Origin of the sequence: Micromonospora sp. NPDC000663 (genome assembly GCF_042898105.1) — a bacterium.
Lineage (GTDB): Bacteria > Actinomycetota > Actinomycetes > Mycobacteriales > Micromonosporaceae > Micromonospora.
In genome coordinates this window covers 322,388-348,648 of sequence record NZ_JBIAYR010000002.1, presented here as the reverse complement: position 1 = coordinate 348,648, position 26,261 = coordinate 322,388, and the positions used below count along the sequence as shown (strand labels likewise).

Annotated in this window: 26 protein-coding genes; 17 read left to right on the top strand and 9 right to left on the bottom strand. The window is 71.2% G+C overall.

Going from position 1 to position 26,261, the window contains the following annotated elements:
- The first annotated feature begins 69 nt into the window (after window positions 1-69).
- A complete protein-coding gene (locus ACFY1S_RS10290) occupies window positions 70-867 on the top strand; it encodes a hypothetical protein (RefSeq protein WP_387116014.1) in 798 nt (265 codons plus the stop codon).
- Here the strand turns inward: ACFY1S_RS10290 and ACFY1S_RS10285 are convergent.
- Window positions 864-1,457, bottom strand: a complete 594-nt coding sequence (locus ACFY1S_RS10285; protein WP_387115172.1) for a TetR/AcrR family transcriptional regulator — start codon at window positions 1,455-1,457, stop codon at window positions 864-866. The two genes, ACFY1S_RS10290 and ACFY1S_RS10285, sit on opposite strands and share 4 nt — an antisense overlap.
- A gap of 509 nt (window positions 1,458-1,966) precedes the next feature.
- Between ACFY1S_RS10285 and ACFY1S_RS10280 the strand changes: the two genes are divergently transcribed.
- Complete coding sequence (locus ACFY1S_RS10280) at window positions 1,967-2,620, top strand: NADPH-dependent F420 reductase (RefSeq protein WP_387115169.1); 654 nt, start codon at window positions 1,967-1,969, stop codon at window positions 2,618-2,620.
- Between the two features lie 61 nt (window positions 2,621-2,681).
- On the opposite strand, the gene ACFY1S_RS10275 is transcribed toward ACFY1S_RS10280, so the two are convergent.
- A complete protein-coding gene (locus tag ACFY1S_RS10275; RefSeq protein ID WP_139587906.1) occupies window positions 2,682-3,365 on the bottom strand; it encodes a response regulator transcription factor in 684 nt (227 codons plus the stop codon).
- Window positions 3,366-3,389: 24 nt separating this feature from the next.
- Window positions 3,390-4,553, bottom strand: coding sequence for a sensor histidine kinase (locus tag ACFY1S_RS10270; protein WP_387116011.1), 1,164 nt, complete (start codon window positions 4,551-4,553; stop codon window positions 3,390-3,392).
- Between the two features lie 266 nt (window positions 4,554-4,819).
- Between ACFY1S_RS10270 and phoU the strand changes: the two genes are divergently transcribed.
- Window positions 4,820-5,473: a phosphate signaling complex protein PhoU gene (gene phoU / locus ACFY1S_RS10265; RefSeq protein WP_357993497.1), complete on the top strand. Its 654-nt coding sequence runs from the start codon at window positions 4,820-4,822 to the stop codon at window positions 5,471-5,473.
- Window positions 5,474-5,522: 49 nt separating this feature from the next.
- Here phoU and ACFY1S_RS10260 read toward each other — a convergent pair whose 3' ends face one another.
- Complete coding sequence (locus tag ACFY1S_RS10260; protein WP_364373023.1) at window positions 5,523-6,290, bottom strand: phosphoglyceromutase; 768 nt, start codon at window positions 6,288-6,290, stop codon at window positions 5,523-5,525.
- 155 nt (window positions 6,291-6,445) lie between these two features.
- Here ACFY1S_RS10260 and ACFY1S_RS10255 point away from each other — a divergent pair, with 155 nt between their 5' ends.
- Together ACFY1S_RS10255 and ACFY1S_RS10250 are read left to right on the top strand one after the other, a co-directional pair.
- Entirely contained in the window at window positions 6,446-7,729 is a 1,284-nt protein-coding gene (locus ACFY1S_RS10255) for an MDR family MFS transporter (RefSeq protein ID WP_387115164.1), read from the top strand.
- 47 nt (window positions 7,730-7,776) lie between these two features.
- On the top strand, window positions 7,777-9,051 hold the full coding sequence (locus ACFY1S_RS10250; RefSeq protein ID WP_387115161.1) for an MFS transporter: 1,275 nt from the start codon (window positions 7,777-7,779) through the stop codon (window positions 9,049-9,051).
- A 382-nt stretch (window positions 9,052-9,433) separates the two neighbouring features.
- On the opposite strand, the gene ACFY1S_RS10245 is transcribed toward ACFY1S_RS10250, so the two are convergent.
- The 3 genes from ACFY1S_RS10245 to mshA form a co-directional block, all read right to left on the bottom strand.
- Window positions 9,434-10,330: a hypothetical protein gene (locus tag ACFY1S_RS10245; protein ID WP_387115159.1), complete on the bottom strand. Its 897-nt coding sequence runs from the start codon at window positions 10,328-10,330 to the stop codon at window positions 9,434-9,436.
- Window positions 10,331-10,555: 225 nt separating this feature from the next.
- A complete protein-coding gene (locus tag ACFY1S_RS10240; RefSeq protein ID WP_387115156.1) occupies window positions 10,556-11,071 on the bottom strand; it encodes a YbjN domain-containing protein in 516 nt (171 codons plus the stop codon).
- A gap of 74 nt (window positions 11,072-11,145) precedes the next feature.
- A complete protein-coding gene (gene mshA, locus ACFY1S_RS10235; RefSeq protein ID WP_387116008.1) occupies window positions 11,146-12,615 on the bottom strand; it encodes a D-inositol-3-phosphate glycosyltransferase in 1,470 nt (489 codons plus the stop codon).
- A 98-nt stretch (window positions 12,616-12,713) separates the two neighbouring features.
- Between mshA and ACFY1S_RS10230 the strand changes: the two genes are divergently transcribed.
- Both ACFY1S_RS10230 and ACFY1S_RS10225 read left to right on the top strand, forming a co-directional pair.
- Window positions 12,714-13,484, top strand: coding sequence for an SDR family oxidoreductase (locus ACFY1S_RS10230; protein ID WP_387115153.1), 771 nt, complete (start codon window positions 12,714-12,716; stop codon window positions 13,482-13,484).
- Window positions 13,481-14,269: a class I SAM-dependent methyltransferase gene (locus ACFY1S_RS10225; RefSeq protein ID WP_387115150.1), complete on the top strand. Its 789-nt coding sequence runs from the start codon at window positions 13,481-13,483 to the stop codon at window positions 14,267-14,269. The genes ACFY1S_RS10230 and ACFY1S_RS10225 overlap by 4 nt, the downstream gene beginning before the upstream one ends.
- 130 nt (window positions 14,270-14,399) lie before the next feature.
- Here the strand turns inward: ACFY1S_RS10225 and ACFY1S_RS10220 are convergent, their stop codons facing one another.
- Window positions 14,400-15,482 carry a UDP-N-acetylmuramate dehydrogenase gene (locus ACFY1S_RS10220; RefSeq protein WP_387115147.1) on the bottom strand — a complete coding sequence of 361 codons (1,083 nt, stop codon included), beginning with the start codon at window positions 15,480-15,482 and terminating at the stop codon, window positions 14,400-14,402.
- A 69-nt stretch (window positions 15,483-15,551) separates the two neighbouring features.
- On the opposite strand from ACFY1S_RS10220, the gene ACFY1S_RS10215 reads away from it, so the two are divergent.
- The 8 genes from ACFY1S_RS10215 (at window position 15,552) to ACFY1S_RS10180 (ending at window position 23,512) form a co-directional block, all read left to right on the top strand.
- Window positions 15,552-16,310 carry a maleylpyruvate isomerase family mycothiol-dependent enzyme gene (locus tag ACFY1S_RS10215; protein ID WP_387115144.1) on the top strand — a complete coding sequence of 253 codons (759 nt, stop codon included), beginning with the start codon at window positions 15,552-15,554 and terminating at the stop codon, window positions 16,308-16,310.
- Between the two features lie 181 nt (window positions 16,311-16,491).
- The gene (locus tag ACFY1S_RS10210; protein WP_387115141.1) at window positions 16,492-17,799 is read left to right on the top strand and encodes an ABC transporter substrate-binding protein; all 1,308 of its coding nucleotides are present in this window, start codon (window positions 16,492-16,494) and stop codon (window positions 17,797-17,799) included.
- Between the two features lie 68 nt (window positions 17,800-17,867).
- Entirely contained in the window at window positions 17,868-18,866 is a 999-nt protein-coding gene (locus tag ACFY1S_RS10205) for a carbohydrate ABC transporter permease (protein ID WP_387115138.1), read from the top strand.
- Window positions 18,863-19,696 carry a carbohydrate ABC transporter permease gene (locus tag ACFY1S_RS10200; protein WP_357993537.1) on the top strand — a complete coding sequence of 278 codons (834 nt, stop codon included), beginning with the start codon at window positions 18,863-18,865 and terminating at the stop codon, window positions 19,694-19,696. The genes ACFY1S_RS10205 and ACFY1S_RS10200 overlap by 4 nt, the downstream gene beginning before the upstream one ends.
- Window positions 19,693-21,072 (top strand): GH1 family beta-glucosidase, encoded by a 1,380-nt coding sequence (locus ACFY1S_RS10195; RefSeq protein WP_387115135.1) that lies wholly within the window; start codon window positions 19,693-19,695, stop codon window positions 21,070-21,072. Before ACFY1S_RS10200 ends, ACFY1S_RS10195 begins: the two co-directional genes overlap by 4 nt.
- A 20-nt stretch (window positions 21,073-21,092) precedes the next feature.
- Window positions 21,093-22,100, top strand: a complete 1,008-nt coding sequence (locus ACFY1S_RS10190; protein WP_364372982.1) for a LacI family DNA-binding transcriptional regulator — start codon at window positions 21,093-21,095, stop codon at window positions 22,098-22,100.
- Window positions 22,101-22,200: 100 nt separating this feature from the next.
- Window positions 22,201-22,614, top strand: coding sequence for a RidA family protein (locus tag ACFY1S_RS10185; protein ID WP_387115132.1), 414 nt, complete (start codon window positions 22,201-22,203; stop codon window positions 22,612-22,614).
- A 1-nt stretch (window position 22,615) separates the two neighbouring features.
- Window positions 22,616-23,512, top strand: a complete 897-nt coding sequence (locus ACFY1S_RS10180; protein ID WP_387115129.1) for a GNAT family N-acetyltransferase — start codon at window positions 22,616-22,618, stop codon at window positions 23,510-23,512.
- Between the two features lie 101 nt (window positions 23,513-23,613).
- On the opposite strand, the gene ACFY1S_RS10175 is transcribed toward ACFY1S_RS10180, so the two are convergent.
- A complete protein-coding gene (locus ACFY1S_RS10175; RefSeq protein ID WP_387115127.1) occupies window positions 23,614-24,402 on the bottom strand; it encodes an EI24 domain-containing protein in 789 nt (262 codons plus the stop codon).
- 197 nt (window positions 24,403-24,599) lie between these two features.
- Between ACFY1S_RS10175 and ACFY1S_RS10170 the strand changes: the two genes are divergently transcribed.
- Entirely contained in the window at window positions 24,600-25,508 is a 909-nt protein-coding gene (locus tag ACFY1S_RS10170) for an ABC transporter ATP-binding protein (RefSeq protein WP_387115124.1), read from the top strand.
- Window positions 25,509-25,521: 13 nt separating this feature from the next.
- Complete coding sequence (locus ACFY1S_RS10165; protein WP_387115121.1) at window positions 25,522-26,256, top strand: ABC transporter permease; 735 nt, start codon at window positions 25,522-25,524, stop codon at window positions 26,254-26,256.
- Window positions 26,257-26,261 lie beyond the last annotated feature (5 nt).

The following is a 26,261-nucleotide window of genomic DNA, read 5'->3' as shown; positions in this document are numbered from 1 at the left end:
TAGGTGCAACTCGTTTGCGCGGCTCGGCGGCCCGCGGACGGCACCGCGCGTACGCTGGTCCGGGTGACGATGGAGCTCCGCGTGCTGGTGGACGATCCGGGCGACCCGCGCAGCCGAGAGGTGCCACTGGACTTTCCCCGGGAGTGGATCGAGTTCGCCGACCCGGCGGACGAGAGCCACCTGATCCGGGCCGACCTGACCTGGCTGCTGTCCCGCTGGACCTGCATCTTCGGCAGGGGCTGCCACGGCATCATCGCCGGCCGGTCCGCCGACGGCTGCTGTTCGCACGGGGCGTTCTTCACCGACTCGGACGACGAGAAGCGGGTCCGCGGCGCCGTCCGGCGGCTCACCCCCGCGACCTGGCAGCACTTCCGTCGTGGGTTCAAGACCTGGACCGACGAGGACACCATCGACGGCAAGACGCCGGCCCGCCGCACCGCCACCCAGGGCGCCGAGGGGCCGTGCGTGTTCCTCAACGACGCCGACTTCCCCGGCGGGGGCGGCTGCGCGCTGCACGCCCAGGCGCTCCGCGACGGGGTGCACCCGCTGGAGTACAAGCCGGACGTCTGCTGGCAGCTCCCGATCAGGCGGGACCAGGACTGGGTCAAGCGTCCGGACAACTCCAAGGTGCTGGTCTCCACCCTGTCGGAGTTCGACAGGCGCGGCTGGGGTGCCGGCGGGCACGACCTGGACTGGTGGTGCACCTCCTCGACGGACGCGCACGTCGGCGCCGAGCCGATGTACCTGTCGTACGGGCCGGAGTTGACCGCGTTGATCGGCGCGGCGGCGTACGAGCGGCTGGCCGAGCTGTGCGCGGCCCGGGTGCGGCAGGGCATGGTGGCCCCGCACCCCGCCGACGGACTCTAGCCGACCCCCGGCACACCGAGGGCGGCGTCGACAAGCGTGCGGGCGCTCTGCCGGGCGGCCTCGGCGATCGCCTGATCGCCGTCCAGCACCCCGCTGGCGAGCCCGCCGTCGAGCAGCAGGGTGAGCTGCCGGGCGAGCAGTTCCGGATTGGCCGCGCCGGCCCTGCGTGCCAGCTCGGTCACCCAGGCCCGGACGACTGTCTTGTGCTCGACCGTCCGGGCGTGCACCGGGCCGCCGGCCGGTGACTCGGCGGCCGTGTTGATGAACGCACAGCCGCGGTACCCGTCGCGGCGGCACGCCCCGGTCAGGGCGTCGAACATCCCGACCAACTGGTCACGCGGGTCGTCGCCGGCCTCCCTGGCCGCCGCCCGTAGCGCGCCGAACCACGCCTGGTCGACCCGGTCGAGGTACGCCAGCACGAGGTCGTCCTTGCGCCGAAAGTGCTTGTAGAGCGTCGCCTTTGCCACGCCCGACTCGGCGATGACCGTGTCCACCCCCACGCCGCGTGGCCCGTGCGCGTAGAACAGCCGGAACGCGGTGTCCAGGATCCGGTCCTGGGCCGAGCCGGCCGGCGTACGGCGCTCGGGCATCGGCACCTCCCCTCGATGTGGCTGGTGGCAGGCATGATCTTACAGACAGCTCGGTCTACAGACAGCTCGGTCTACATAGCGCTCGCCTGCGACCGCTCGTCGCGCCCGCCGCAGGGGCCCGGGGCTCGGGATGCCCTGCGGCTCCTGTCGAGCTGCCCCAGATATGGGGCTAGGCATGGGGCGGGCTGAGGCATGGCGGGCTGAGGCCACCGGCACCGCACCATGCCATCGGCATCGCACCCGCGCCCCGCCCCGCCGCGCGGCGGGGCGCGGCGGGGCGCGGCGCGGCGGGGCGCGGCGCGGCGCGGCGCGGCGGGGCGCGGCGGGGCGCGGCGCGGCGGGGCGCGGCGCGGCGGGGCGCCCCATTCGTGGGGCAGCTCGACAGGCGATGAACGGTAGGCGTCCCAGCCGTCCAGCCGCCTCCGACGGGGCAGCAGCAGACAGACCTGTCTGTTAGTCTGCGGGCAATTGGCGCGAGGCCACCGCGCCCGAGTTGAGGATCGATCGACATGCGCATCGCAGTTCTCGGCACCGGTTCGGTGGGGCAGGCCATCGCGGCCCGCACGGCGGAGCTGGGCCACCAGGTCACCATCGGCGCCCGGGACGTCGCGGCCACCCGGGCCGGCGCGTACGCCGCCTGGGCCGCCGAGCATCCCGAGGTCGGCCTGGCGACCATGGCCGTGGCGGCGGCCGACGCCGAGCTGGTCGTCAACGCCACAAGCGGCACCGGCTCCCTGCCGGCGCTCACCGCGGCCGGGGCGGCCAACCTGTCCGGCAAGGTCCTGCTCGACATCGCCAACCCGCTCGACTTCGGCGCGGGCTTCCCACCCAGTCTGACGGTGGACGACACCGAATCCCTGGCCGAGCGGATCCAGCGGGAGTTCCCGCGGGCCAAGGTCGTCAAGTCACTCAACACACTGACCGCGGAGCTGATGGTGCGCCCGCGCCAGCTCGCCGACGGCGGCCACAGCGTCTTCGTCTCCGGCGACGACGCGGAGGCGAAGCGGATCGTCACCGATTTGCTCGTCAGCTTCGGGCACACCGACGTGATCGACCTCGGTGACCTCTCCACTGCCCGTGGAACCGAGATGCTGATGCCCCTCTGGCTGCGGCTCTACGGCCGGCTCGACACCGCCGTCTTCAACCTCAAGGTCGTCAGGTGAGCGGACGCCGACAGCCTGAAGGGGGTCCACGCCGGGCGTGGACCCCCTTCGAGTCGGCCGATCACGGCTCGAACTTGTAGCCCAGCCCCCGGACGGTGACGATGAAGCGCGGCGCGGACGGCTCCGGTTCGATCTTCGAGCGGAGGCGCTTGACGTGCACGTCAAGCGTCTTGGTGTCACCGACGTAGTCGGCGCCCCAGACCCGGTCGATGAGCTGCCCACGGGTCAACACCCGGCCGGCGTTGCGCAGCAGCAGCTCCAGCAGCTCGAACTCCTTCAGCGGCAACTGCACGGCGCCGCCCTCGACGGTCACCACGTGCCGTTCGATGTCCATCCGCACCGGGCCGGCGGCAAGCGTCGGAGCGCCGGCGTCGGCGACCTCCGGGCTCTGCCGGCGCAGCACCGCGCGGATCCGGGCGACCAGTTCCCGGGGCGAGTACGGCTTGGTGACGTAGTCGTCGGCGCCGATCTCCAGCCCGACCACCTTGTCGATCTCGCTGTCCCGGGCGGTCACCATGATGATCGGCACGGCCGACCGCTGCCGGAGCTGCCGGCAGACCTCGGTCCCGGACATCTCGGGCAACATCAGGTCGAGCAGCACGATGTCGGCGCCGGTCCGGTCGAACTCGGTGAGGGCATCGGTGCCGGTCGCGGCGACCGACACCTCGAAGCCCTCCTTACGGAGCATGTACGACAAGGCGTCGGAGAACGACTCCTCGTCCTCGACCACGAGAACGCGGCTCAACGGGGATTTCCTTTCCATGCGCTGTCAGACCTGCCGTAGCTCGGCCGGACCGGTCTCGATCCCAACCGGCGGCAGTGTCGCCAACAGGTCGTCCGGTGGACGTGCGGGCAACCGGAGGGTGAACGTCGATCCACCACCAAGAGTGCTCGACACCTCGACCCGTCCGCCATGGTTGCTCGCGATGTGTTTGACGATGGCCAGGCCGAGCCCGGTGCCGCCGGTGGAACGTGAGCGGGCCTGGTCAGCCCGGTAGAACCGTTCGAAGATCCGGTCCACGTCGGTAGGGGCGATACCGATGCCCTGGTCGGCGACCGCGATCTCGACATGCTCGTCACCCCCGCGCAGGGTGACCCGTACCGAGGTGTCCTCGGCCGAATAGTTGATGGCGTTCTCCACCAGGTTCGCCACCGCCGTGGCGAGCTGGGTGTCGCTGCCGTACACGGTGAGGCCACGCTCGCCGTCCACCGTCACCTCGACGCCCCGCGCGGAGGCCGTGGTGCGGGTCCGGTCGACCACCTCCGCGATCACCCAGTCCAACGCGACAGGCTCCGCCGGCGGCTGCGGCTCGGCGCCCTGCAACCGGGTCAGCTCCAGCAGCTCCTGCACCAGCCGACCCAGTCGGGTCGACTCGTGCTGGATGCGCTCGGCGAACCGCCGGGCGGCGACCAGGTCCTCGGAGAGGTCGGGTGCCGCGGCCTCGGCCGGTTCGGTGGCGTCCAGCAACGCCTCGGCGAGCAGTTGGAGCGCGCCGATCGGGGTCTTGAGCTCGTGGCTCACGTTGGCCACGAAGTCACGTCGCACCCGGGCCAACCTGTGCGACTCGGTCACGTCGACCGCCTCCACCGCGATGAAACCGTTGCCGATGCCCATCGCCCGCAGGTGCACGCCGAGCGGGTTCTCCCCCGCGCTGTCGCGGCCCCGGGGCAGGTCCAGCTCGATCTCGCGCCGCACGCCGGTGCGCCGCACCTGGCCGGCGAGGGTACGGATCAACGGGTGCGCGGCGATCGTGCCCGGGGTGCCGCCGGCACGCAGCAGACCCATCGCGCGGGCGGCCGGGTTGATCAGCACGGGTACGTCGTCGTTGTCCAGCACCACGACACCGGCCCGGAGCGAGTCGATCGTCCGGCGGCCGAGCCCGGCCTGCTGCTCGTCGGCTATCGCGGGCCTCCCCAGCATCCGGGGCAGCATGAATCCGACGGCCAACCCGGCCGCCAACGCCACGGCCACCACGACCGCCACCGCCCACTCCACCCGGCGATCGTAGGGTCATTGTTAACCTGGCTACCACACAGAACGGGACGAACCACCCGCACTTCGAGGAATGTTCACCCCCGCGTCTGGCGTCGTTCACCGTGGTTCATCCGGGGTCCGTCCATGCCACCTACCGTTGGCGTCGCACCTGCTCAACACAGCGCCGGCACCCCGTCGGCGGCGACCGACCACAGGACGTGATGATGCGCGACGAGTTCCGGGCCGACCTCCAGATCGTCAGCCAACTGCTGGTGGACATGGCGGAGGGCGTCCGCGCCGCCATGCGCCAGGCCACCCGGGCCCTGCTCACCGCCGACCGGCAGGCCGCCGAGACGGTCATCGAGCGGGACGCCGAGATCGACGACCTCTACCGACACGTCGAGGAGCGGGTCTGCGACCTGCTCGCCCGTCAGGCGCCGGTGGCGTCCGACCTGCGGGCGATGATCACCGCGTTGCACGTCGCCGCCGACCTGGAGCGGATGGGTGACCTCGCCGACCACGTGGCGAAGACGGCGCTGCGCCGGCACCCGTCGCCCGCCGTGCCGGCGGAGCTGCGCACTGTCTTCACCGAGATGTCGGAGATCGCCGACCGGATGGCGGCGAAGATCGGTTCGGTGCTGGCGAAGCCCGACGCCGACCTCGCAGGCGAACTGGACCGCGACGACGACGCCATGGACGAGCTGCACAAGAGTCTGTTCTCGGTGCTCCTCGGCGACGACTGGCCGTACGGGGTGGAGACAGCCATCGACGCCACCCTGCTGGGCCGCTTCTACGAGCGCTTCGCCGACCACGCCGTCAACGCCGGTGAGCACGTGATCTTCCTGATCACCGGGGAGAACAAGCCCGCCGGCAACTGAACCGACGAGAAAGGGGCCCCGCGGTGCGGGGCCCCTTTCTCGCGTGCTGTCAGCGGCCCTGGTTGGCGACCGCGGCGGCCGCTTCCTTGGCCGCCGTCGGGTCCAGGTACGTGCCGCCCAGGCTGAGCGGACGCAGGTGCGGGTCGAGATCGTAGCGCAGCGGGATGCCGGTCGGAATGTTGAGCTTGGCGATCGCCTCGTCGGAGATCTGGTCGAGGTGCTTGACCAGGGCGCGCAGCGAGTTGCCGTGCGCGGCCACCAGCACCGTCCGGCCGGCCAGGATGTCCGGCACGATCGAGTCGTACCAGTAGGGCAGCATCCGCTCGACGACGTCCTTGAGGCATTCGGTACGCGGCATCAGCTCGGTCGGCAGCAGCGCGTACCGCGGGTCGCCGACCTGCGACCACTCGTCGTTGTCGTCGATCGGCGGCGGTGGCGTGTCGTACGACCGGCGCCAGAGCATGAACTGCTCCTCGCCGTACTCGTCAAGGGTCTGCTTCTTGTTCTTGCCCTGCAGGGCGCCGTAGTGCCGCTCGTTGAGCCGCCACGACCGACGTACCGCGATCCAGTGCCGGTCGGCGGCGTTCAGCGCCAGCTCGGCGGTGCGGATCGCCCGGCGCATCACGCTGGTGTGCACGACGTCCGGCAGCAGGTTGTGCTCGCGCAGCAGCTCGCCGCCACGCCTCGCCTCGCCCTCGCCCTTCTCGGTCAGGTCGACGTCGACCCAGCCGGTGAAGAGGTTCTTGGCGTTCCAGTCACTCTCGCCGTGCCGCAGCAGGACCAGCGTCCCGATGGTGGGCCCCTCGCTCGCAGTCATGCGGATCATCCTGCCTCAACCCGGTACGGGACACGCGGGCACCCGTCGTGACGACCACCACGTGAAAAAGCGGGTGACCTCTCGATCAACGCGCCACTAGGGTTGTAAGGCGCTGTAGTCAGACCGGTCATTACCATTGCAAGCGGGGGCACGACGTGCGGACGATGCGGAGCTGGTTCCGGGACACCACAGGTGGCCTACCGACCACCTTCTGGTACCTGTGGACCGGGACTCTGATCAACCGGCTCGGCTCGTTCGTCCTCGTCTTCCTCGCCATCTACCTGACCCAGGAACGCGGGTTCTCCGCCTCCCAGGCCGGCCTGGTGCTGGGGTTGTGGGGCGTCGGCGGCGCGGTAGGCACCACCGCCGGTGGGACGCTCGCCGACCGGTGGGGACGCCGACCCACGCTGCTGACCGCCCACGTCGGCGCGGCAGCCATGATGCTCGCGCTGGGCCTGGCCCGGGACCTCTGGGCGGTGGCGCTGGGTGCCCTGCTGCTCGGCCTGTTCGCCGAGGCGGCCCGACCCGCGTTCGGCGCCATGATGATCGACGTGGTGCCGGCGAAGGACCGGCTGCGGGCGTTCTCGCTCAACTACTGGGCGATCAACCTCGGCTTCGCCTGCGCGGCGATCCTCGCCGGCCTGGCCGCGCAGGCGGACTACCTGCTGCTGTTCGTGGTCGACGCCGGCACCATGCTGATCACCGCGCTGATCATCTTCGTCAGGGTGCCGGAGACCCGGGACGCCGGGCCCGCCGTCAGTGTCACGGCGCAGGCCCCGCGCGGCGCCCTGCGGACGATCCTCAGCGACCGCGTCTACCTCGGGTTCGTGGCGCTGAACCTGTTCGCCGCGCTCGTCTTCCTCCAGCACATCTCCATGCTGCCGATCGCCATGGGCGACGACGGCCTGAGCCCGGCCACCTACGGCTCGGTGATCGCGCTCAACGGCATCCTGATCGTGGTCGGCCAGCTTTTCGTACCCCGGCTGATCCGGGGCCGCAGCCGCTCCCACGTGCTCGCGCTGGCCGCCGTGGTGATGGGGGTCGGTTTCGGGCTCACCGCGTTCGCCGGCACCGCCTGGTTCTACGGCCTCACCGTGCTGATCTGGACGGTCGGCGAGATGCTGAACTCCCCGTCAAACTCGACCCTGATCGCCGAGCTGTCCCCGGCCGAGCTGCGGGGCCGCTACCAGGGCGTCTTCTCCCTCTCCTGGCAGATCGCGGGCGCCAGCGCGCCGATCCTCGGCGGCTTGGTGCGCGAGCACGCCGGCAACGACACGCTCTGGTACGCCTGTGCCGTGATCGGCGCCCTGACGGCGGTGGCCCATCTGGTGTCCGGGCCGGCCCGGGAGCGGCGGGCCGCCGAGCTGCGCCGCTCCGGCGAGGCACTGGCACCGGTGAGCACCAGCCGGACGGCGCAGCCCACCGAGTCGGTCGCCTGAACCACCCGCCCCGATACTGTTAGGAAGCCGAACTGTAGGGAGGTCGGGTGCGGGCGCTGCGCCAATGGTGGAACGACACGGCCGGCGGGCTTCCCGCCACCTTCTGGTACCTCTGGGCGGGCCTGCTCATCAACCGGGCCGGTGCGTTCGCGATGCTCTTCCTGTCGCTCTACCTCACCGACGCGCGCGGAGCCAGCGAGGCGGTGGCCGGCACGGTCGTCGGCGCGTACGGAGCCGGTGGCGCGGCCGGCTCGTTGCTCGGCGGGGTACTGGCCGACCGCTGGGGCCGCCGGGCCACCCTGCTCGCCGCGCACCTGGTCACCGCCGGCCTGATGGTCGCGATGGCGTTCAGCCGGCCACTCGGGCTGATCGCGGCGCTGGCCGCCATGGCCGGGGTGGCGCACTCGATGTCCAGCCCGGCCCTCGTCGCGGCGATCGTCGACGTCGTGCCCGCGCACCGCCGCTCCCGCGCGTTCAACCTCCAGTTCTGGGCGTTCAACCTGGGCATGGCGGCCGCCTCGCTGCTCGCCGGCCTACTGGCCGAGGCGAGCTTCACGGCACTGTTCCTCGTCGACGCGGGTGCCACCCTTACCGCCGCCGCCGTGATCGCCTGGAAGGTGCCGGAGACCCTGCGACGGGCCGCGCCGGCCGTGGACCTCGGGCCATCGGTCGGCGCCGGCCGGCCCCGCCGTCCCGGTCTGCACACCGCGCTCACCGACCGGACCTTCCTGACCTTCGTCGGACTCACCTTCGTGCTGGCGGTCCTCACCCTCCAGACCTCGACGATCATGCCGCTGGCGATGCGCTCGGACGGCCTCGGCCCGTCGGCGTACGGGTTGGTGGCCGCCCTCGGCGGCGCGTTGATCGTCATCGGGCAACTGTTCGTGCCCCGGCTCATCGACAGGCACCGCAAGGACCTGGTGCTGGCGGTGTCCACCGCGCTGCTCGCGCTGGGTTTCGGCGCACTCGCCGTCGCGGACGACCTCGCGATCTATCTCGGCGCCGCGGTGGTCTGGACCGTCGGGTCGATGCTCGCCGCCCCACCCAACGCGCAGATCAACGCCGACCTCGCGCCGCCGCAGCTGCGGGCGCGCTACCAGTCGGTCTTCTACCTGACGTTCCCGGCCGCCGCGTTCGTCGCTCCCACGCTCGGCGGGGTGAGTCTGCAGTACCTCGGTGACCGGCACTGGCTCATCGTCGGCGGGCTGGGGCTGCTGGCCGCGCTCGGCCACGTGCTCGCCGGGCCACCCCGGGAGCGGCACGTCGCCGCGCTGCGCCGGGCCGCGGGCCGGGAGCCGGCGGATCGCGTCCCTACCGCCTGAGGCGACAAGGGGTACGCACAACGCAAAGCGCCCACCACGTCCCGAAGGTCATGGTGGGCGCCCGCCGGTGGGGCCGGCGGCGGCGGGCAACACTCACCCCCGTAAGCATCGCCCGCTCACGCCGCCGGTCCAAACAGGTGGCCACCGTCCCCCAACGGTTTGTCCACCCGTCCCCTCGCACCTCGCCTGGTGCGCGGATCTGATCGATCCGCCGCTCCCCCGAACGTTTCCAAGCGTGGCGCGGTGCAATAAAGTTAGTTCGCCCGGATTCTGGATTCAACCCAGACCGGCTGTCTCGCCGATCACAACTGGCGAGTATCCCCAGTTCGGGCGTCGCTCTCTGGCAACAGCCGCATACCCCTGCGGCATTCCCGCAAACACCTCACCCGTCCTCACGATCGGGTGACTCGGTCCGGAAGAAATTGCTCTGCCGGCCGTCTCGCATCTGTTCCTGGTAGATCAGGTTCAGCCGTCGCAGGTCGAACGTGTGGAACCACTCATCCCAGGTGATTTCACGGATCCGGCTGCTCTCCCGGTAACCGGGAATGTTGAACGTCAGCACCCCGGCCCGGCCGTCCCGTTCGGTACCGGCAATGGTGGCCGGCTTCGCGCCACGCTCCCGGGCCCACCGCTGGATCACCTCGTGGTTCGCGGTGATCAGACTCCGCCCCGGCCGCTCCGGCCGATCCGCGATCGACGAGATCACCTGCGAACTGCGGACCGAGCGGCCGGTGCCCCGACCGGTCCGGATCCCACCGGCGGCCGTACCCCCTGTCGACCGGGTCGCCGCGCGCTTCGCGGGCGCCCGCTTCGCCGCCGGACGTGCCGGAGCCTTGCGTGCCGGTGCCTTACGTGCGGGCGAGCCCGCCGTCGACTTCCGCGCGGCGGCGGTGGTCCGCTTCGCCGCGGTGGTCTTCTTCGCCGCAGTGGTGTTCTTCGCCGCCGTGGTCTTCTTCGCGGCGGTGGTCCTCTTCGCCGCCGTCGTTCTCTTCGCGGCGGTGGTCTTCTTCGCGGCGGCGCGCTTCGCCGGCGCGCTCTTGTTCGCCGGTGCCGCCTTCGCCCGGCTCGACGCCGGCCGTGCCGCCGCCTTCTTCGTCGCGGCGGCGCGACCCGCCGACGCCCTGGTGCCGCCGGCCCGACCCGCCGGGCCGGTGCTGCCCCGGCCCGCGCCGGCCCGCATCGATCGCACCAGCTGTTTCACCAGTTCCGGCTTGCGCAGGGCGGAGATCCCGGAGACACCGCGCTTGCGCAGTTGCCCCCTGATGTCGTCCACCCGCATCCGGGAGATCTCCGACTCGGAGACTCCAGGAGTACCAGGCGTCTGGTTACCTGCCTGCCGTTTGGTCCTGGTCGCAGTTCCGCCGCGACCCGAGCTGTTCCGCTGAGCCATGGGACGCTCCGCTCCTCGACACTCCGTCCTCGGCGCGCGGGGGTCCCTGCCGCACCGCGCGGTGCGGCATACCCGTCAGGAGCACTCCGAACCACAGGCCGCGGACCTGATGCGTCAGGTCGGGTCGGGACCGGACCCGGAGGGCTCGAAGAGATGGGCGAACGCGGCCAGATTCGCGGTCGACTCGCCGCGCTTGACCCGCCACTCGTACTCGCGCCTGATGGAGCTGCCGAAGCCGATCTCCAGCATGGTGTCGAACGACTCGTCGGAGTACGTGAGCACCGCCCCGAGCAGCCGGTCCAGCTCGTCGGCGTCCACCCCGGCCGGGTTGACCCGCCCGGTCAGGTACACGTCGCCGACCGCGTCGGTGGAGAACGAGACGCCGTACATGCGGGCGTTGCGCTGCAACAGCCAGGCCCACAGCTCCTCGCGTCGCTCGTCCGGCTGGCGCATCACGAACGCCTCGATCCGCAGCGCGTGCTCACCGACGATCAGGTTGCAGATCGTCTTGAGTTTGTGGGTGCCCGGCAGGGTAACGGCGTACGAGCCGGGGCCTGTCGACTCCCAGGCCAGATCCCGCTCGGCGCAGACCGACTCGATAAGACTCGCAAGATCGCTCTTCGGGCTCACCGGACCCACTCTACGACCGACGCGGTCACCGCACCCGGCGACGACCGGCGGCACCGGTCACCAGGAGGCGGCGGTCACCAGGAGCAGGAGAGCGCCGGGTCGGCCGCCAGATCGGCGGCGAGCCGGCTGCGGTGCGCGGTGATCGCCTCGCCGTACACGTCGAGCAGGCCGGCGACCGTCCGTTCCCAGGAGAAGTGCCGGGCGTGCTGCTCGGCGCCCCGGGCCAGCGCGGCGCGGCGGGCCGGGTCGGGCAGCAGACGGCCCAACGCGAGCGCCCACTCGACCGGGTCGTGCCCGTCGATGAGCACCCCGCTCACCTGGTCGCGTACGGCGGTGACCAGCCCGCCCACGGCGGCGGCCAGCACCGGCGTGCCGCAGGCCTGTGCCTCCAAAGCCACCAGCCCGAACGATTCGTTGTGCGACGGCACCGCGACCACATCGGCGGCCCGGTAGAGCGCCGGCAGGTCGTCCCCGGTACGCGGCGGCAGGAACCGCACCCGGTCGGTCACCTCGAGCGTGGCGGCCAGCTCGATAAGCGCGGTCGGCCGGTCCAGGCCGCTGCCACTGGGACCACCGCAGATCACCACTGTCACCTGGCCGGCCAGGGCCGGATCGCGCTGTCGCAGCGCGGCCACCGCCCGGATCAGCACGTCGGGAGCCTTGAGCGGCTGGATCCGACCGACGAAGGCGACCACGTACCCCTCGACCGGCAGGCCCAGCCGGCGACGGGCGTCGCGGGTGGCCCCGGACCGCTCGCCCGGCGCGGGCCGGAAACGGTCCAGGTCGACGCCCGGCTGCACCACGCTCACGCGGGCCGGGTCGGCGTCGTACCGATCGACAAGGTCGGCGGCCTCCACGCGGGTGTTGGCGACCAGCCGGTCCGCCTCCGCCACCACCTGCTCCTCGCCGATCACCCGGGCCTTCGGCTCCGGCCTGTCGTCGGCCGCGAGCTGGGCGTTCTTGACCTTCGCCAGGGTGTGTGCGGTGTGCACCAGCGGCACACCCCAGCGCTCCTTGGCCAGCCAGCCGACCTGGCCGGAGAGCCAGTAGTGGGAGTGGATCAAGTCATAGTGACCGGGCGGGCGGGACGCCTCGGCCCGCAGCACCCCTGCGGTGAAGGCGCAGAGCTGCCCGGGCAGCTCCTCCTTGGTCAGCCCCTCCAGCGGCCCGGAGGTGATGTGCCGGACCTGCACGCCGGGGGCCATCTCGACCACCGGAGGCAGGTCGCCGGAGGTGGCCCGGGTGAAGATCTCCACCTCGACGTTGGCCTCGGCCAGCCGCCGGGCGACCTCCAGGATGTAGACGTTCATCCCGCCGGCATCACCCGTGCCGGGTTGGTGCAGCGGTGACGTGTGCACCGACAGGGTGGCGATCCGGCGGGGCCGGGGCCACGGTCGGGCACCTCGCTGACGACCGACGCCGGTGTGCATTTCCGCCACGTCCGCTCCTCTGTCACGGTTGATGCCGTCCCGCACGACCGGCGCTTCTCGGTCAACCTGTACGCCGGATGTCATCTTCCCCATCGGGCTACGGAAATGCGCCAGCGCGCCCGCCCGGGGTGACGGACCTCATCACCGGACGCCCGTCGATGCGGGCCACGCCCGGTCGGAGGCGGCCGCGCGGCCGGGGTGACAATGGCCCGATGACCTCTGTCGCCATCGTCACCGGAGCGTCCAGCGGGATCGGCGCGGCCACCGCCCGTCGCCTGGCCGCCGAGGGTTTCCACGTACTCGCCGCCGCCCGCCGCGCCGACCGGCTCGCCGACCTCGTCACCGAGATCACCGCCGCCGGCGGGCAGGCCACCGCGGTGACCTGCGACGTCACCTCGGACGAGTCGGTCGCCGGGCTGGCCGAGGCCGCCGCACAGGCGCCCGGCCCGGTCACCCTGCTGGTCAACAACGCGGGCGGCGCGCGCGGGCTGGACCCGGTGGAGTCCGGCTCGATCGGCGACTGGCAGTGGATGTACGACGTGAACGTGCTCGGCACCCTCCGGGTCACCCAGGCGCTGCTGCCGGCGCTGGAGGCGTCCGGCGGCGGCACCATCGTGGTGGTCTCCTCCACCGCAGGCCTGACCGTCTACGAGGGCGGAGGCGGCTACACGGCCGCGAAGCACGCGCAGACCGCCATCGCGGGCACGCTCCGGCTGGAGTTGTGCGGCCGACCGTTGCGGGTCGTCGAGATCGACCCGGGCATGGTGAAGACCGACGAGTTCGGGCTGGTCCGCTTCGACGGGGACACCGACCGGGCGGCCGCCGTCTACGCCGGAGTGCCCGACCCGCTCGTCGCCGACGACGTGGCGGACTGCATCGCCTGGTGCGCCACCCGCCCGCAGCACGTCAACGTGGACCGGCTTGTGGTCCGGCCACGGGCGCAGGCGGCCCAGCACAAGGTTCACCGGGTCGGCATGGGATGAGCCCGGCGGCGCGACGCCGACCGCTCGGAGTGGTCACCCGGGGTACGACAAACCCGAACCGGCTCCGCAGAGTGGACAACTGGATCGTCGCGACCTGCGCCGACCTGCTGCGGGACGCCGCCGATCCGCTGGTGGTCGACCTCGGCTACGGCGCCACCCCGGTCACCGCCGTGGAGCTGCGGGCCCGGCTGGCCGCGGCGGTACGTCCCGACGTACGCCTGGTCGGGCTGGAGATCGACCCGGCCCGGGTGGCCGCCGCCGCGCCGGCCGCCGACCCACCCGGGCTGACCTTCGCCCGCGGTGGGTTCGAACTGGCCGGGCTCCGGCCGGTGCTGGTCCGCGCGTTCAACGTCCTGCGCCAGTACGACGAGACCGACGTGACCGACGCCTGGCGGACGATGACCGCCGCGCTCGCCCCCGGCGGGGCGCTCGTCGAGGGCACCTGCGACGAGCTGGGCCGACTCGCCAGCTGGCTGCTGGTCGACGCGGAAGGCCCCCGGACGCTGACAGTGGCCGCGAAGCTCACCACGCTGGGCAGCCCCGCCGAGCTTGCCGAGCGGCTACCCAAGGCGCTGATCCACCGCAACGTCCCAGGCGAACCGGTCCACGACCTCATCCGGGCCCTGGACGACGCCTGGCAGACCGCCGCCCCCTACGCCACCTTCGGCCCCCGCCAACGCTGGGTACGGGCGGTGACCCACCTGAAGAACACCGGCTGGCCCGTCCTGCACACCCCCACCCGCTGGCGCCAAGGCGAGCTGACCCTCCCCTGGCCCCTCCCCTAACCGGCCCCGGCCCCGGCCCCCAGCCTCGGCGATCTTGCAGTTCCGGTAGGCGTTCTGCCGCTCCGCTCCCGTTATGTCGCGACAGAAACTGCAAGATCGCGGCGTGACCCCGGGAGAAGGGAGGGCGGGGTCAGAGGGTGCAGTTGATGAGGACTGGTTCGGGGTGGAGGGTCACGCCGAAGCGGGCGTACACCTCGTCGCGGATGGTGGCGGCCAGGGTGAGCAGGTCTGCGGTGCTGGCGGTGCCGCTGTGGTTGGTGAGGGCAAGGGTGTGCTTGCCGGAGATGGCCACGCCGTCCGGGCCGGGGTGCCCCTTCGCGAAGCCGGCCTTGTCGATCAACCAGGCGGCGCTCACCTTGACCATGCCGTCGGCGCCCGGCCAGTTCGGCGGGTCACCCAGGTCGGCGGCGCGTTCCCGCAACGACTCGTACGTCGCCGGGTCGAGCACCGGGTTGGTGAAGAAGGAGCCGACCGAGCGGGTGTCCGGGTCGGCGGCGTCGAGCACCATGCCCTTGCCGGCGCGCAGGCGCAGCACGGCCGCCCGGGCGTCGGCTAGCGCCACCCGGTCGCCGACCTCGACGCCGAGCGCCCGGGCCAGTTCGGCGTACCGCACCGGGCCGGAGAGCGGGGATTTGGTGAGCCGGAAGTCGACGGAGAGGACCACCCAGCGGTCCCGGTACTTGAAGATGCTGCCCCGGTAGGCGAATCCGCAGTCGGTGGCGGGGATGAGGTAGCGGGTGTCCTCGGCCCTGTCGTACACCTCGACGCCGGTGATCGTCTCGGCGACCTCCTGGCCGTACGCGCCGACGTTCTGGATCGGGGTCGCGCCGGTCGAGCCGGGGACGCCGGAGAGGCATTCCAGGCCGGCCCAGCCGTTGGCGACGGTGGCGGCGACCAGGTCGTCCCAGGGTTCGCCGGCCTCGACGCGTACGGTGACCGAGGTGGCGTCCTCGGCGACGACCCGCAGGCCCCGGGAGCGCACCAGGACGACGGTGCCGGCGAAGCCTGTGTCGCTGATCACCACGTTGCTGCCGCCGGCCAGGACGAGGATCGGTTCCTCGGCGGCCCGGACGGCCCGGACGATCTCGTCGGCGCTGGCCGCGGTCACGATCCGCCCGGCCGGCCCGCCCATCCGCAGCGTGGTGTAGCTGGCCAGTGGACCAGGGATGGCACGATCGGCTTCGGTTGTCGGCTGGGCGTAGGCGTCTGACACGTCTTTCACCTTAGGCTGAGGAGTAGCCGTGGCACCCACTGGTCGCCCGGCACCCCCGGGAGGATGGCGATGAGCAGACTGCAGGGCAGCAAGGATTTCTGGATCGGTGCGCTCCGGGCGGAGGGGCCCGCCTTCGCCGCGGCGGTGGCCGAGGCGCCGCCGGAGACACCGGTGCTGTCCTGTCCGGGCTGGACGGTCAACGATCTCACCTTGCACCTCGCCGGTATCTACCATTGGGTTTCTTCGTTCGCCGGTTCCGGTGCGGCGAGCGCTCCGCCCCGCCGGGAACCTGTCGAGTTGGCGCCCGGTGTGAGCCCGTTGCAGTTCTGGCAGCAGGGCTACGACAGGGTGATGACCGTCTTCGACGGTCTCGACCCGGAGGCGCCGGCGTGGAACTGGGCCCCGCAGCCGAAGCGGGCGGGTTTCTGGCCGCGCCGGATGGCGCACGAGACGGCTGTGCACCGCTGGGACGCGCAGCTCGCCATCGCCGCCGGTGAGCCGGTGGAGGCGAAGCTCGCGGCGGACGGGGTGAGCGAGGTGCTTGACACGTGGCTGCCGGCGGGCAAGCGGCAGGTGCCGGGCGACTGGCACGGCGTGGTGCAGCTCGCGGCGACGGACGCGGACCAGGAGTGGTATCTGCGGCTGCGCGGCCAGGGGGTGGCCCTGTTGGACACGGCGACCATCCTCGACCACGACGATCACCACGCTCGGGCGCAGGTCACCGGCACCGCGAGCGATCTGCTGCTGGCGCTCTGGGGTCGGGTGAGCTTCGAGACGTTGGACGTCACCGGGGACCGCACGCTGCTCGACGGTCTGCGTACCGGCTGACCGGACCGCCACGGCGCGGGCGTCACCTCACGGGGTGACGCCCGCTTTCGTGTTCCCGGGCTCTCCCGAAACTTCGAGAGAGCGCTCTCTTGACAAGCGTCGGACCTAGCCATCACCCTCCTCTGAGAGCGCTCTCTCACCTATACCGCCATCGACCACCTTGAGAGGGGTCCGAATCCCCATGGCAGTCTTCCCGCGCCGCCGCCTCGCAGCGGTGGCCCTCGCCGCCACCACCGCCCTGCTCGTCACCGCCGGCTGCGGCAGCGGCGACGAGCAGGGCGGAGACGGACCGGTCACACTGACCGTCGACGTCTTCGGCCAGTTCGGCTACGAGCAGCTCTACCAGGAGTACATGGCCGCGCACCCCGACGTGAAGATCGTCGAGCGGGGCACCGGCACCAACCTCGACGAGTACTCGCCGAAGCTCACCCAGTGGCTCGCCGCCGGCCGGGGCGCCGGCGACGTCGTCGCCATCGAGGAGGGCCTGCTGGTCGAGTACAAGGCCAACCCCGGCAACTTCGTCAACTTGCTCGACCACGGCGCCGCCGACCTCAAGGGCAACTTTCTCGAGTGGAAGTGGAACGCCGGCCTGACCGCCGACGGCAAGCAGCTCATCGGCCTCGGCACCGACGTCGGCGGCATCGCGATGTGCTACCGCAAGGACCTCTTCGAGAAGGCCGGCCTGCCCACCGAGCGGGACGAGGTGTCCAAGCTCTGGCCCACCTGGCAGGACTACATCGCCACCGGCGAGAAGTTCACCGCCGCCAAGACGGGGGCGTCCTTCCTCGACGCGGCCACCAACACGTTCAACACCATTTTGTTGCAGACCGCAGGCAACAGCAGCGGCTACAGCTACTACGACACGAGCGAGAAGCTGGTCGTCGACAGCAACCCGGCCGTGCGGCAGGCGTACGACACCACTATGGACATCATCGACTCCGGCCTCTCCGGCAAGTACGGCTCCTGGTCCGAGGAGTGGGTGTCGGCGTTCAAGCAGTCGAAGTTCGCCACCATCGCCTGCCCCGCCTGGATGACTGGCGTCATCGAGCAGAACTCCGGCCCGACCGCCAAGGGCAAGTGGGACATCGCCCAGGTGCCCGGCAACGGCGGCAACTGGGGTGGCTCGCACCTCGCCGTGCCGAAGCAGAGCAAGCACCAGGCCGAGGCGATCGAGCTGGCCAAGTTCCTCACCAGCGCCAAGGGACAGATCGGCGCGTTCAAGGCCAAGGGGCCGCTGCCCTCCTCGCCGCAGGCCCTCGATGACCCGGCGATCACCGGCGCGAAGAACGCGTACTTCTCCGACGCGCCGGTCGGCTCCATCTTCGGCAGCGGCGCGAAGAGCCTCAAGCCGGTCTACATGGGCCCGAAGAACCAGGCCGTCCGCACCGAGGTGGAGAACGCCGTACGGACCGTGGAGCTGGGCCAGCGTAACCCCGCCCAGGGCTGGACGGACGCGGTGAACAACGCCAAGAAGGCCGCCGCCAAGTAGCCCGAGCGAGCGTGCGGGCGGGCCTCGGAAGCCGGGTCCCGCCCGCGCGACGAAAGGAGTTCTCGGGCATGGCCGTCCAGCTCGACGCCCGTCCGCCGGTCACACCGGCAACCCGTAACCACCGCCAGTCCTCGGGTCGGTTCAGCCGCCTCGACACCCGCTACTCGCCGTACCTGTACATCGCCCCGTTCTTCCTGATCTTCGGCGTCTTCGGGGCGTACCCGCTGGCGTACACCTTCTGGGTGTCGCTGCACGACTGGGACCTGCTCGGCACCGACCACCCGTTCGTGGGCGCGGAGAACTACACCCGGCTGCTCGCCGACGCCGACTTCTGGCACGCGTTGGTCAACACGCTGGGCATCTTCGTGATCTCCACGGTGCCGCAGCTGCTCGCCGCGCTCTGGCTCGCCAACCTCCTGAACCGGGGGCTGCGGGCCCGCACCGGCTGGCGGATGGCGGTGCTCGTCCCGAACGTCACCTCCACGGCCGCCGTGGCGATCGTCTTCGGGGTGCTCTTCGGCCGCGAGTTCGGCATGGTCAACTGGCTGCTCGACCTGGTCGGGATGGACGCGATCGAGTGGAAGTCCAACCGGATCGCGTCCTGGGTGGCCATCTCCGCGATGGTCGACTGGCGGTGGACCGGCTACAACGCGCTGATCCTGCTGGCCGCCATGCAGGCCATCCCCCGCGACCTCTACGAGGCGGCGGCCATCGACGGCGCCAGCCGGGCGAGGCAGTTCTGGTCGGTCACCGTGCCCATGCTCAAGCCGACGATCATCTTCTGCACCATCATCGCCACCATCGGCGGACTGCAACTCTTCACCGAACCCCGGATGTTCAACTCCGGCACCAACCCGATCCGCGGCGGACCACTACGCGAGTCGCAGACCCTGACCATGTACATGTTCGAGAACGCATTCGCCCCGCACTACAACTTCGGGTACGGCTCGGCCGTGGCCTGGCTGCTCTTCGCGCTCATCGCGATCGTGGCGGCGGTCAACGTGCTGATCCTGCGCCGACTCGGCGGCGGAGCGCGTCCCAGCGCCCGGAAGGGATCCACCCGATGAGCCGGCTCTGGCGGGCCAGCCCGCTCACCTACCTGGCCCTGGTGTTCGCCGCCGTCCTGTCGATCTTCCCGATCTGGTGGATGTTCGTCGTCGCCAGCCGCAGCAACGACGCGATGGGCCAACTGCCACCCCCGGTCACGCCCGGCGGCAACCTGGGCGCGAACATCGCCCGACTGTTCGACAACACCGACGCGTACTTCCTGACCGGCCTGATCAACTCGGCGATCGTCGCGACCACGGTGACCGTCTCCGTGGTGTTCTTCTCCAGCCTGGCCGGGTTCGCCTTCGCCAAGCTGAGGTTCCGGGGCCGCAACGCCCTGCTGCTGGTGATCATCGCGACCATGATGGTGCCGACGCAGCTCGGCGTGATCCCGCTCTACCTGCTCATGACCAAGCTGCAGTGGAACGACAGGCTGCCCGCGGTGATCGTCCCGGTGCTGGTCACCGGGTTCGGGGTGTTCATGATGCGGCAGTACGCCGGCCAGGCCATCAGCGACGAACTGATCGAGGCCGCCCGGATGGACGGCTGCGGCACCGCCCGCATCTGGTGGCACGTGGTGGTTCCCGCACTGCGCCCGGCCGCCGCAGTACTCGGTCTGCTCACGTTCATGACCACCTGGAACGACTTCCTGTGGCCGTACGCTGTGCTGAACGACCCGGCAAACCCGACCGTGCAGCTATCCCTGCGGGCGCTGTCGGACGGCTACTACCAGGACATGTCGCAGGTGTTCACCGGAACTGCCATCGCGACGCTGCCCCTGCTACTGGTCTTCGTGCTGTTCGGCCGTCAGATCATCGGCGGGATCATGGAAGGTGCGGTCAAGGCGTGAACGAGATCCGTTTTCCCGAGCATTTCCTCTGGGGGGCGGCCACCGCCGCGTACCAGATCGAGGGCGCCGCCCACGACGACGGCCGCGGTCCGTCCATCTGGGACACCTTCAGCCGCACCCCCGGCAAGGTGTACCAGGGCCACACCGGCGACGTCGCCTGCGACCACTACCACCGGTACGCCGACGACGTGGCACTGATGGCCGACCTGGGGCTGCGGGCGTACCGCTTCTCGGTCTCCTGGCCCCGGATCCAGCCCGACGGCACCGGCCCGGCCAACCCGCGCGGTCTGGACTTCTACGACAGGCTCACCGACGCGCTCCTCGAGCAGGGCATCGACCCGATCGTCACGCTCTACCACTGGGACCTGCCGCAGACCCTCGGCGATCGCGGCGGCTGGACCAACCGGGACACCGCCGAGCACTTCGCCACGTACGCCACAGCCGTGTACGCCCGCCTCGGCGACCGGGTGGACGTGTGGACCACGCTCAACGAGCCATGGTGCTCGGCCTACCTCGGCTACGCCAACGGGTTGCACGCCCCGGGCGAGCAGGACCCGGGGGCGGCGTTCACGGCCGTACACCATCTGCTGCTCGGGCACGGCCTGGCGGCGCGGGCGCTGCGCGCGGCCGGCGCGCGCAGCGTGGGCATCACCCTCAACCCGGCCGACGTACGGCCGGCCGACCCCGACAGCGCGGTGGACGCCGCAGCGGTCCGCTTGGTCGACGGCCTGCACAACCGGATCTTCCTCGACCCGCTGCTGGCCGGCGGCTACCCCGACGACGTCCTCGAGCACGTGGCCCGCATCGTCGAGCCCACGTTCATCCGGGACGGCGACGAGAAGCTGATCGCCGCCCCGATCGACCTCCTCGGGATCAACTACTACGCACCCGGCTACGTGGCAGGTCGGCCGGACGCCGCCGGCAACGCCGCGTACCCGGGCACCGAGGGCGCCGTGCACTTCCTGCCGCCCACCGGGCCGCTCACCGACATGGGGTGGATGATCGAGCCGGCCGGCCTGACCCGGCTGCTGGAGCGGATCGCCACCGACTACCCGGGCGTGCCGCTGCTGATCACCGAGAACGGCGCGGCGTTCCCCGACAAGCCAGGCGCCGACTCGCCCGACGGACCGGCGCAGGTGATCGACGCCGACCGGATCGCCTACCTCGACGGGCACCTGCGTGCGGCACACGAGGCGATCGCCCGGGGCGTGGACCTGCGCGGTTATCTCGTATGGTCATTCCTGGACAACTTCGAGTGGGCGGAGGGTTACCGCAAGCGGTTCGGGATCGTGCACGTCGACTACCTGACCCAGCGGCGCACACCGAAGGCCAGCGCCCGCTGGTACCAGGAGGTGATCTCCCGGAACGGGCTGTGACGAGCGGGGGGAGGGTCGCGATGACGACGGCACACCGGCCGACGCTTGAGGCGGTGGCGGCACGGGCAGGGGTTTCCCGGGCCACCGTCTCCCGCGTGGTCAACGGCTCCACCACCGTGGCCGAGCCGATCCGCGAGGCCGTCAACCGGGCCGTCGCCGAGCTGGGGTACGTCCCCAACCTGGCCGCCCGCAGCCTGGTGACCCAGCGCACCGACTCGATAGCCCTGGTCATGCCGGAGGCGGCCACCCGCGTCTTCTCCGACGACCAGGTCTTCCCCGGCATCATCCGCGGCGTCAGCCAGGAGCTGGAGGCGGCCGACAAGCAACTGGTGCTGATGCTCGCCGGCTCACCGGCCGGGCACCAGCGGGTCGAGCGGTACACCACAGGCCGGCACGTGGACGGCGTGCTGTTCGCGTCGCTGCACGGCGCCGACCCGCTGCCCGGCACCCTCGCCCGGCTCGGCATCCCTGTGGTGTGCAGTGGCCGACCGCTTGGCGACGTGCCCGTGCCGTACGTCGACGTCGATCACGTCGGTGGGGTGACCGCCGCCGTCCGGCACCTGATCGACAGCGGTCGCCGACGGATCGCCACGATCGCCGGTCCGCAGGACATGGTCGCCGGCATCGAACGACTCACCGGCTACCGCACCGCCGTGGCCGCCGCCGGGCTGCCCGAACTGGTCGCCTTCGGTGACTTCACCCGGGAGTCCGGGGGCGCGGCGATGCAGCGACTGCTCGCCGAGCATCCCGACCTGGACGGCGTCTTCGCCGCCTCCGACCTGATGGCGCACGCCGCCCTGCGCACACTGCGCGAGGCCGGCCGCCGCGTGCCCGAGGACGTGGCGGTGGTCGGCTTCGACGACATCGAGACCGCCGCGTACACCGAACCGCCGCTGACCACCGTCCGGCAGCCCATCGTCGAGATCGGCCGGCGGATGACCAGGCAACTGCTCCGCCTCGCCGCAGGCGAGGAGATCGAGCAGGCGGTCATGCTCCCCACCGAGCTGATCCGACGCGCCTCGGCCTGACCCGCGCGGCTGCGGCTGCAATTGCGGGAAGATCCGACCGAGGCAGTTCGCGACCTTAAATGCGTCGCTGTGGCGGGCGATCGTCGTTACCGTCGCCGGCATGCCGGATCCTGTCGCGTTGCTGCACGTCCCCGCCCTGTCCGACGTCGCCGAGTACGCGTACGCGGCAACCGTCGAACCGCCCGCCCGGCTGGTGTTCGCCGCCGGCGCGTGCCCCCTGGACGCCGAGGGTCGTACCGTCGCGCCCGGTGACCACGCCGCGCAGGCCCGGCAGGTGCTGACGAACCTCTCCACAGCCCTCGACACGGCCGGCGCACGGCTGGCCGACGTCGTCAAGACCACCGTCTACGTGGCGTCGTCGCAGCAAGAGGACCTGGTGACCGTCTGGGAGGTGGTACGGGACTTCTTCGGCGACCACGACCCACCCAGCACCCTGCTCGGGGTGGCAGTGCTCGGCTACACCGACCAGCTCGTCGAGGTCGAGGCCGTCGCCGCCGTACGGACGGGGGCCTGACATGCGTATCCGTGTGGCGCAGCCGGACGATGCCCAGGCCGTGGTGGCCCTGCGGGCGATCGTCTACCCGTACCTGGTGCGCGGGGTCGAGTCGACCCGGAAGATGATCGCCGAACCGCCGCCCGAGGGGGGTTGGACCGCCTTCGTGGCCGAGGTCGACTCCCAGGTGGTCGGGTGGGTGTCGGCCCAGCGCGTCCACTGGACCTCCACGCCGGACTTCGGTGAGCTGAACCTGCTGCATGTACACCCGGAACACCGGCGACGCGGCATCGGCACCGCCCTGCTGAGCGCCGCGACCGCCCACCTCAGGCCGCTGGGAGTCCGCCAGGTGCGGGGCACGGCGCAGCCCGAAGCGCTCCCGTTCGCCCGTCAGCACGGCTACGAGCCCAGCCGGGAGCTGCGCTACTCGGCGCTCGACCTGGCCCCGGCACCCGAGCTGTCCGACTCGCCTCCGGGCGTACGGCTGCACCCGATCGCCGACGTGGACCCGCACCTGCTGTACGCGGCCGAAGTGGCAGCGGCCCGCGACGAACCGGGCGACGTGCCGGTCGACACGATCAGCTACGACATCTGGCAGTACGAGGTGTGGAACAACCTGGGCCTGGACAAGGCGTCGAGCGTCGCCGCCGTGGTCGACGGGGAAGTGGCCGCCTTCAGCCTGGTCAAGCGGGACGGTGACCGGATGTGGTCGGACTTCACCGGCAGCGTGGCGGCGTACCGGAGACGCGGGCTGGCACGGCTGGCCAAGACTGCGGCGCTGCACCGGGCCGCCGCCAACGGCGTCCGGATCGCGTACACCTCAAACGACGAGGCCAACGCGCCGATGCTGGCGATCAACGCCCGACTGGGCTACCGGCCGGTGGCATCGCAGTGGTCCTGCCTGACGGAGCTGACCTGACCAGTTCCGCCGGCGCCTCAGGCGCTGTCGCGGTCGAGGTACGGGCTGAGGAACTCGCGGGCGAGGTTCGTCGCCTCGCGCGCAGCGGGGCTTTCAGGCGGTCATTCATGAGTCGACTGGCCCAACGACCGGCGGGCCAGCAGGGTCGCACCGGCGACCGCCGCTGGCATGATCAGTACCGCGCCGAGCGGAATCAGGAAGCAGAGGAAGACCGCCACCCCGAAGCCCAGCGCCGCCGGCCGGTCCGCCTTGAGGATCGTCCGGCGCTGCGGCAGCCGCATCCCCCGCCTGTAGAACGGCGCCCCGACCAGCTCCACGGCGAGGAACCAGCCGCCGACCGCCGCCCCGATCACCGGTACGACCGTCTGGCCGACCACCGGAATGAAACCGGCCAGGAAGAGCGGGATGCCGACGAGCGCGGTGAGCGCCACCAGGCGTACCGAGTCGGCGGTGCTGCGGCGCAGCGACGACCAGAAGGGCACCTCCACCGCCTCGGGGGTGCCGCCGAGGCGCTCCTCCACCCGCTCGGAGATCTTCTCGTAGAACGGGTCGCCGATGACCAGGGTGACGGCCGTGAAGGTGAGCACGCCGAGCAGACCACCGAGCCCCAGGAAGGCCAGCCCGGCGATCACCCGGACCAGGCTACGGCCGGTCGTCGACCAGTCGTCCGCGAACGGGGTGACCAGGGCGGCGAGGTCGTCCACGAAGTACACGAGGGTGGCCAGCGCGGCCAGGAAGAGCGCACCGGAGATCAGCGCCGGCACGATGCCGAGCAGCATCAGCCCCGGGCTGCGGACGTACAGGCCGAGCCCGCGCAGGAGCAGCCCCGCACCGGCGAAGAAGCGTCCGACGACTCCGGTGACCGGGCTGGCGACTCTGCTGACATCCACGATCGAGCAGCCTATCGACAGGTGATCCGGTCCGCCGGGTGGAGCCCTAGCAGCGACTCTTCGCGTCCACATCAACCGGTTGGCGGACGTGGATGATCCACCGGGACCGCCGGGGATCACCGCCGACCAGTCGATTCGCCGCCGGGTCACCCCGACAACCCTTGAGGGGTACGAAGACAGCGGCGAAGGGCGGCACGATGTCGGTCATCGAGGTGACCCACCTGAGGAAGCGGTACGGCGATCTGGTCGCCGTGGAGGACGTGTCGTTCACTGTGGGGGCCGGCGAGATCTTCGGCGTCCTGGGCCCGAACGGCGCCGGCAAGACCACCACCGTGGAGTGTGTCGCGGGGCTGCGCGTCCCGGACGGGGGCGGGGTGTCGGTCCTCGGGCTCGACCCCCGAGCGGACGCGGCCGAACTCCGCCAACAGGTTGGGGTGCAACTCCAGGAGAGCCAACTGCCGGACCAGTTGCGGGTCACCGAGGCGCTGGAGCTGTACGCCTCGTTCTACCGCGACCCGGCCGACCCGGCGCACCTGATCGACCAGCTGGGCCTGAGCGAGAAGCGGAACACCGCGTACAAGAAACTCTCCGGCGGTCAGAAGCAGCGGCTGTCGATCGCACTGGCGCTGATCGGCAAGCCGAAGGTCGCGATCCTGGACGAGTTGACCACCGGGCTCGACCCGCAGGCTCGGCGCGACACCTGGGGTGTCATCGAGCAGGTACGCGACAGCGGAGTGACGATCGTGCTGGTCACCCATTTCATGGAGGAGGCCGAGCGGCTCTGCGACCGCATCGCGGTGATCGACCGGGGCCGGGTCGTCGCCCTGGACACCCCTGCGGGTCTGGTCTCGACGGTGGCACCGGAGCAGCGGATCCGGTTCCGGCCGTCCGCCCCGGTCGACGACCGGCTCCTCAACGACCTGCCCGAGGTGACCGACGTGCGGCGCACCGGCAACCAGGTGGTGGTGACAGGCACCGGTGACGTGCTCCACGCGGTCACTTCGGTGCTCGCCCGCAACCAGATCATCGCCGCCGACCTGCGGCTGGAGCAGTCCACACTCGACGACGCGTTCGTCGAGCTGACCGGGCGCCGGCCCGCCGAATGAGAGAGAGAACGACATGCACGCCTTCGGGCAGATCCTCAAGATCGAAACGAGACTCTACCTGCGGGACTTCGCCTCACCGCTGATCACCATCGTGGTACCGCTCGCACTGCTGCTGGTGTTCGGGCTGATCCCGGCATCGCGCCAGCCGGAGGCGCAGTTCGGTGACCTGTCCTTCATCCAGTACTTCGCCCCCTCACTGCTGGTCATCACGCTCGCCATGTCGGCGGTCAACATCCTGCCCACGGTGCTTGCCACCTACCGGGAACGTGGAGTGCTGCGTCGGCTGGCCACCACTCCGGCCAGCCCGGCCGCTCTGCTGGCCGCCCAACTGGTCATCTCGCTCGCCACCGTCCTCGTCAGCGCCGTGCTGCTCATCGTGGTCGGTCGGTTGGCGTTCGACGTACCGCTGCCCGAGCGTCCGCTGGGCTTCACGCTGGCCCTCATCCTCGGTACGGCGGCGCTGCTGGCGCTGGGCCTGCTTGTCGCCGCGGTGGCGCGAACCGCCAAGTCGGCGCAGGGGCTGGCCGTGCCGTTGTTCATGGCGGTCATGTTCTTCGGCGGCGTCTACGTGCCCAGGTTCCTCCTGCCGGACTTCCTGGTCCGGATCGGCGACTACACGCCTCCCGGGGTGCAGGCGCTGCTCGACGCCTGGACCGGGACGTCGCCACAGCCACTGCACCTGGCGATAATGGCGGCTGTCGCACTGCTCGCGGGGGTGGTCGCGGCGAAACTCTTTCGGTGGGAATGAGCGGG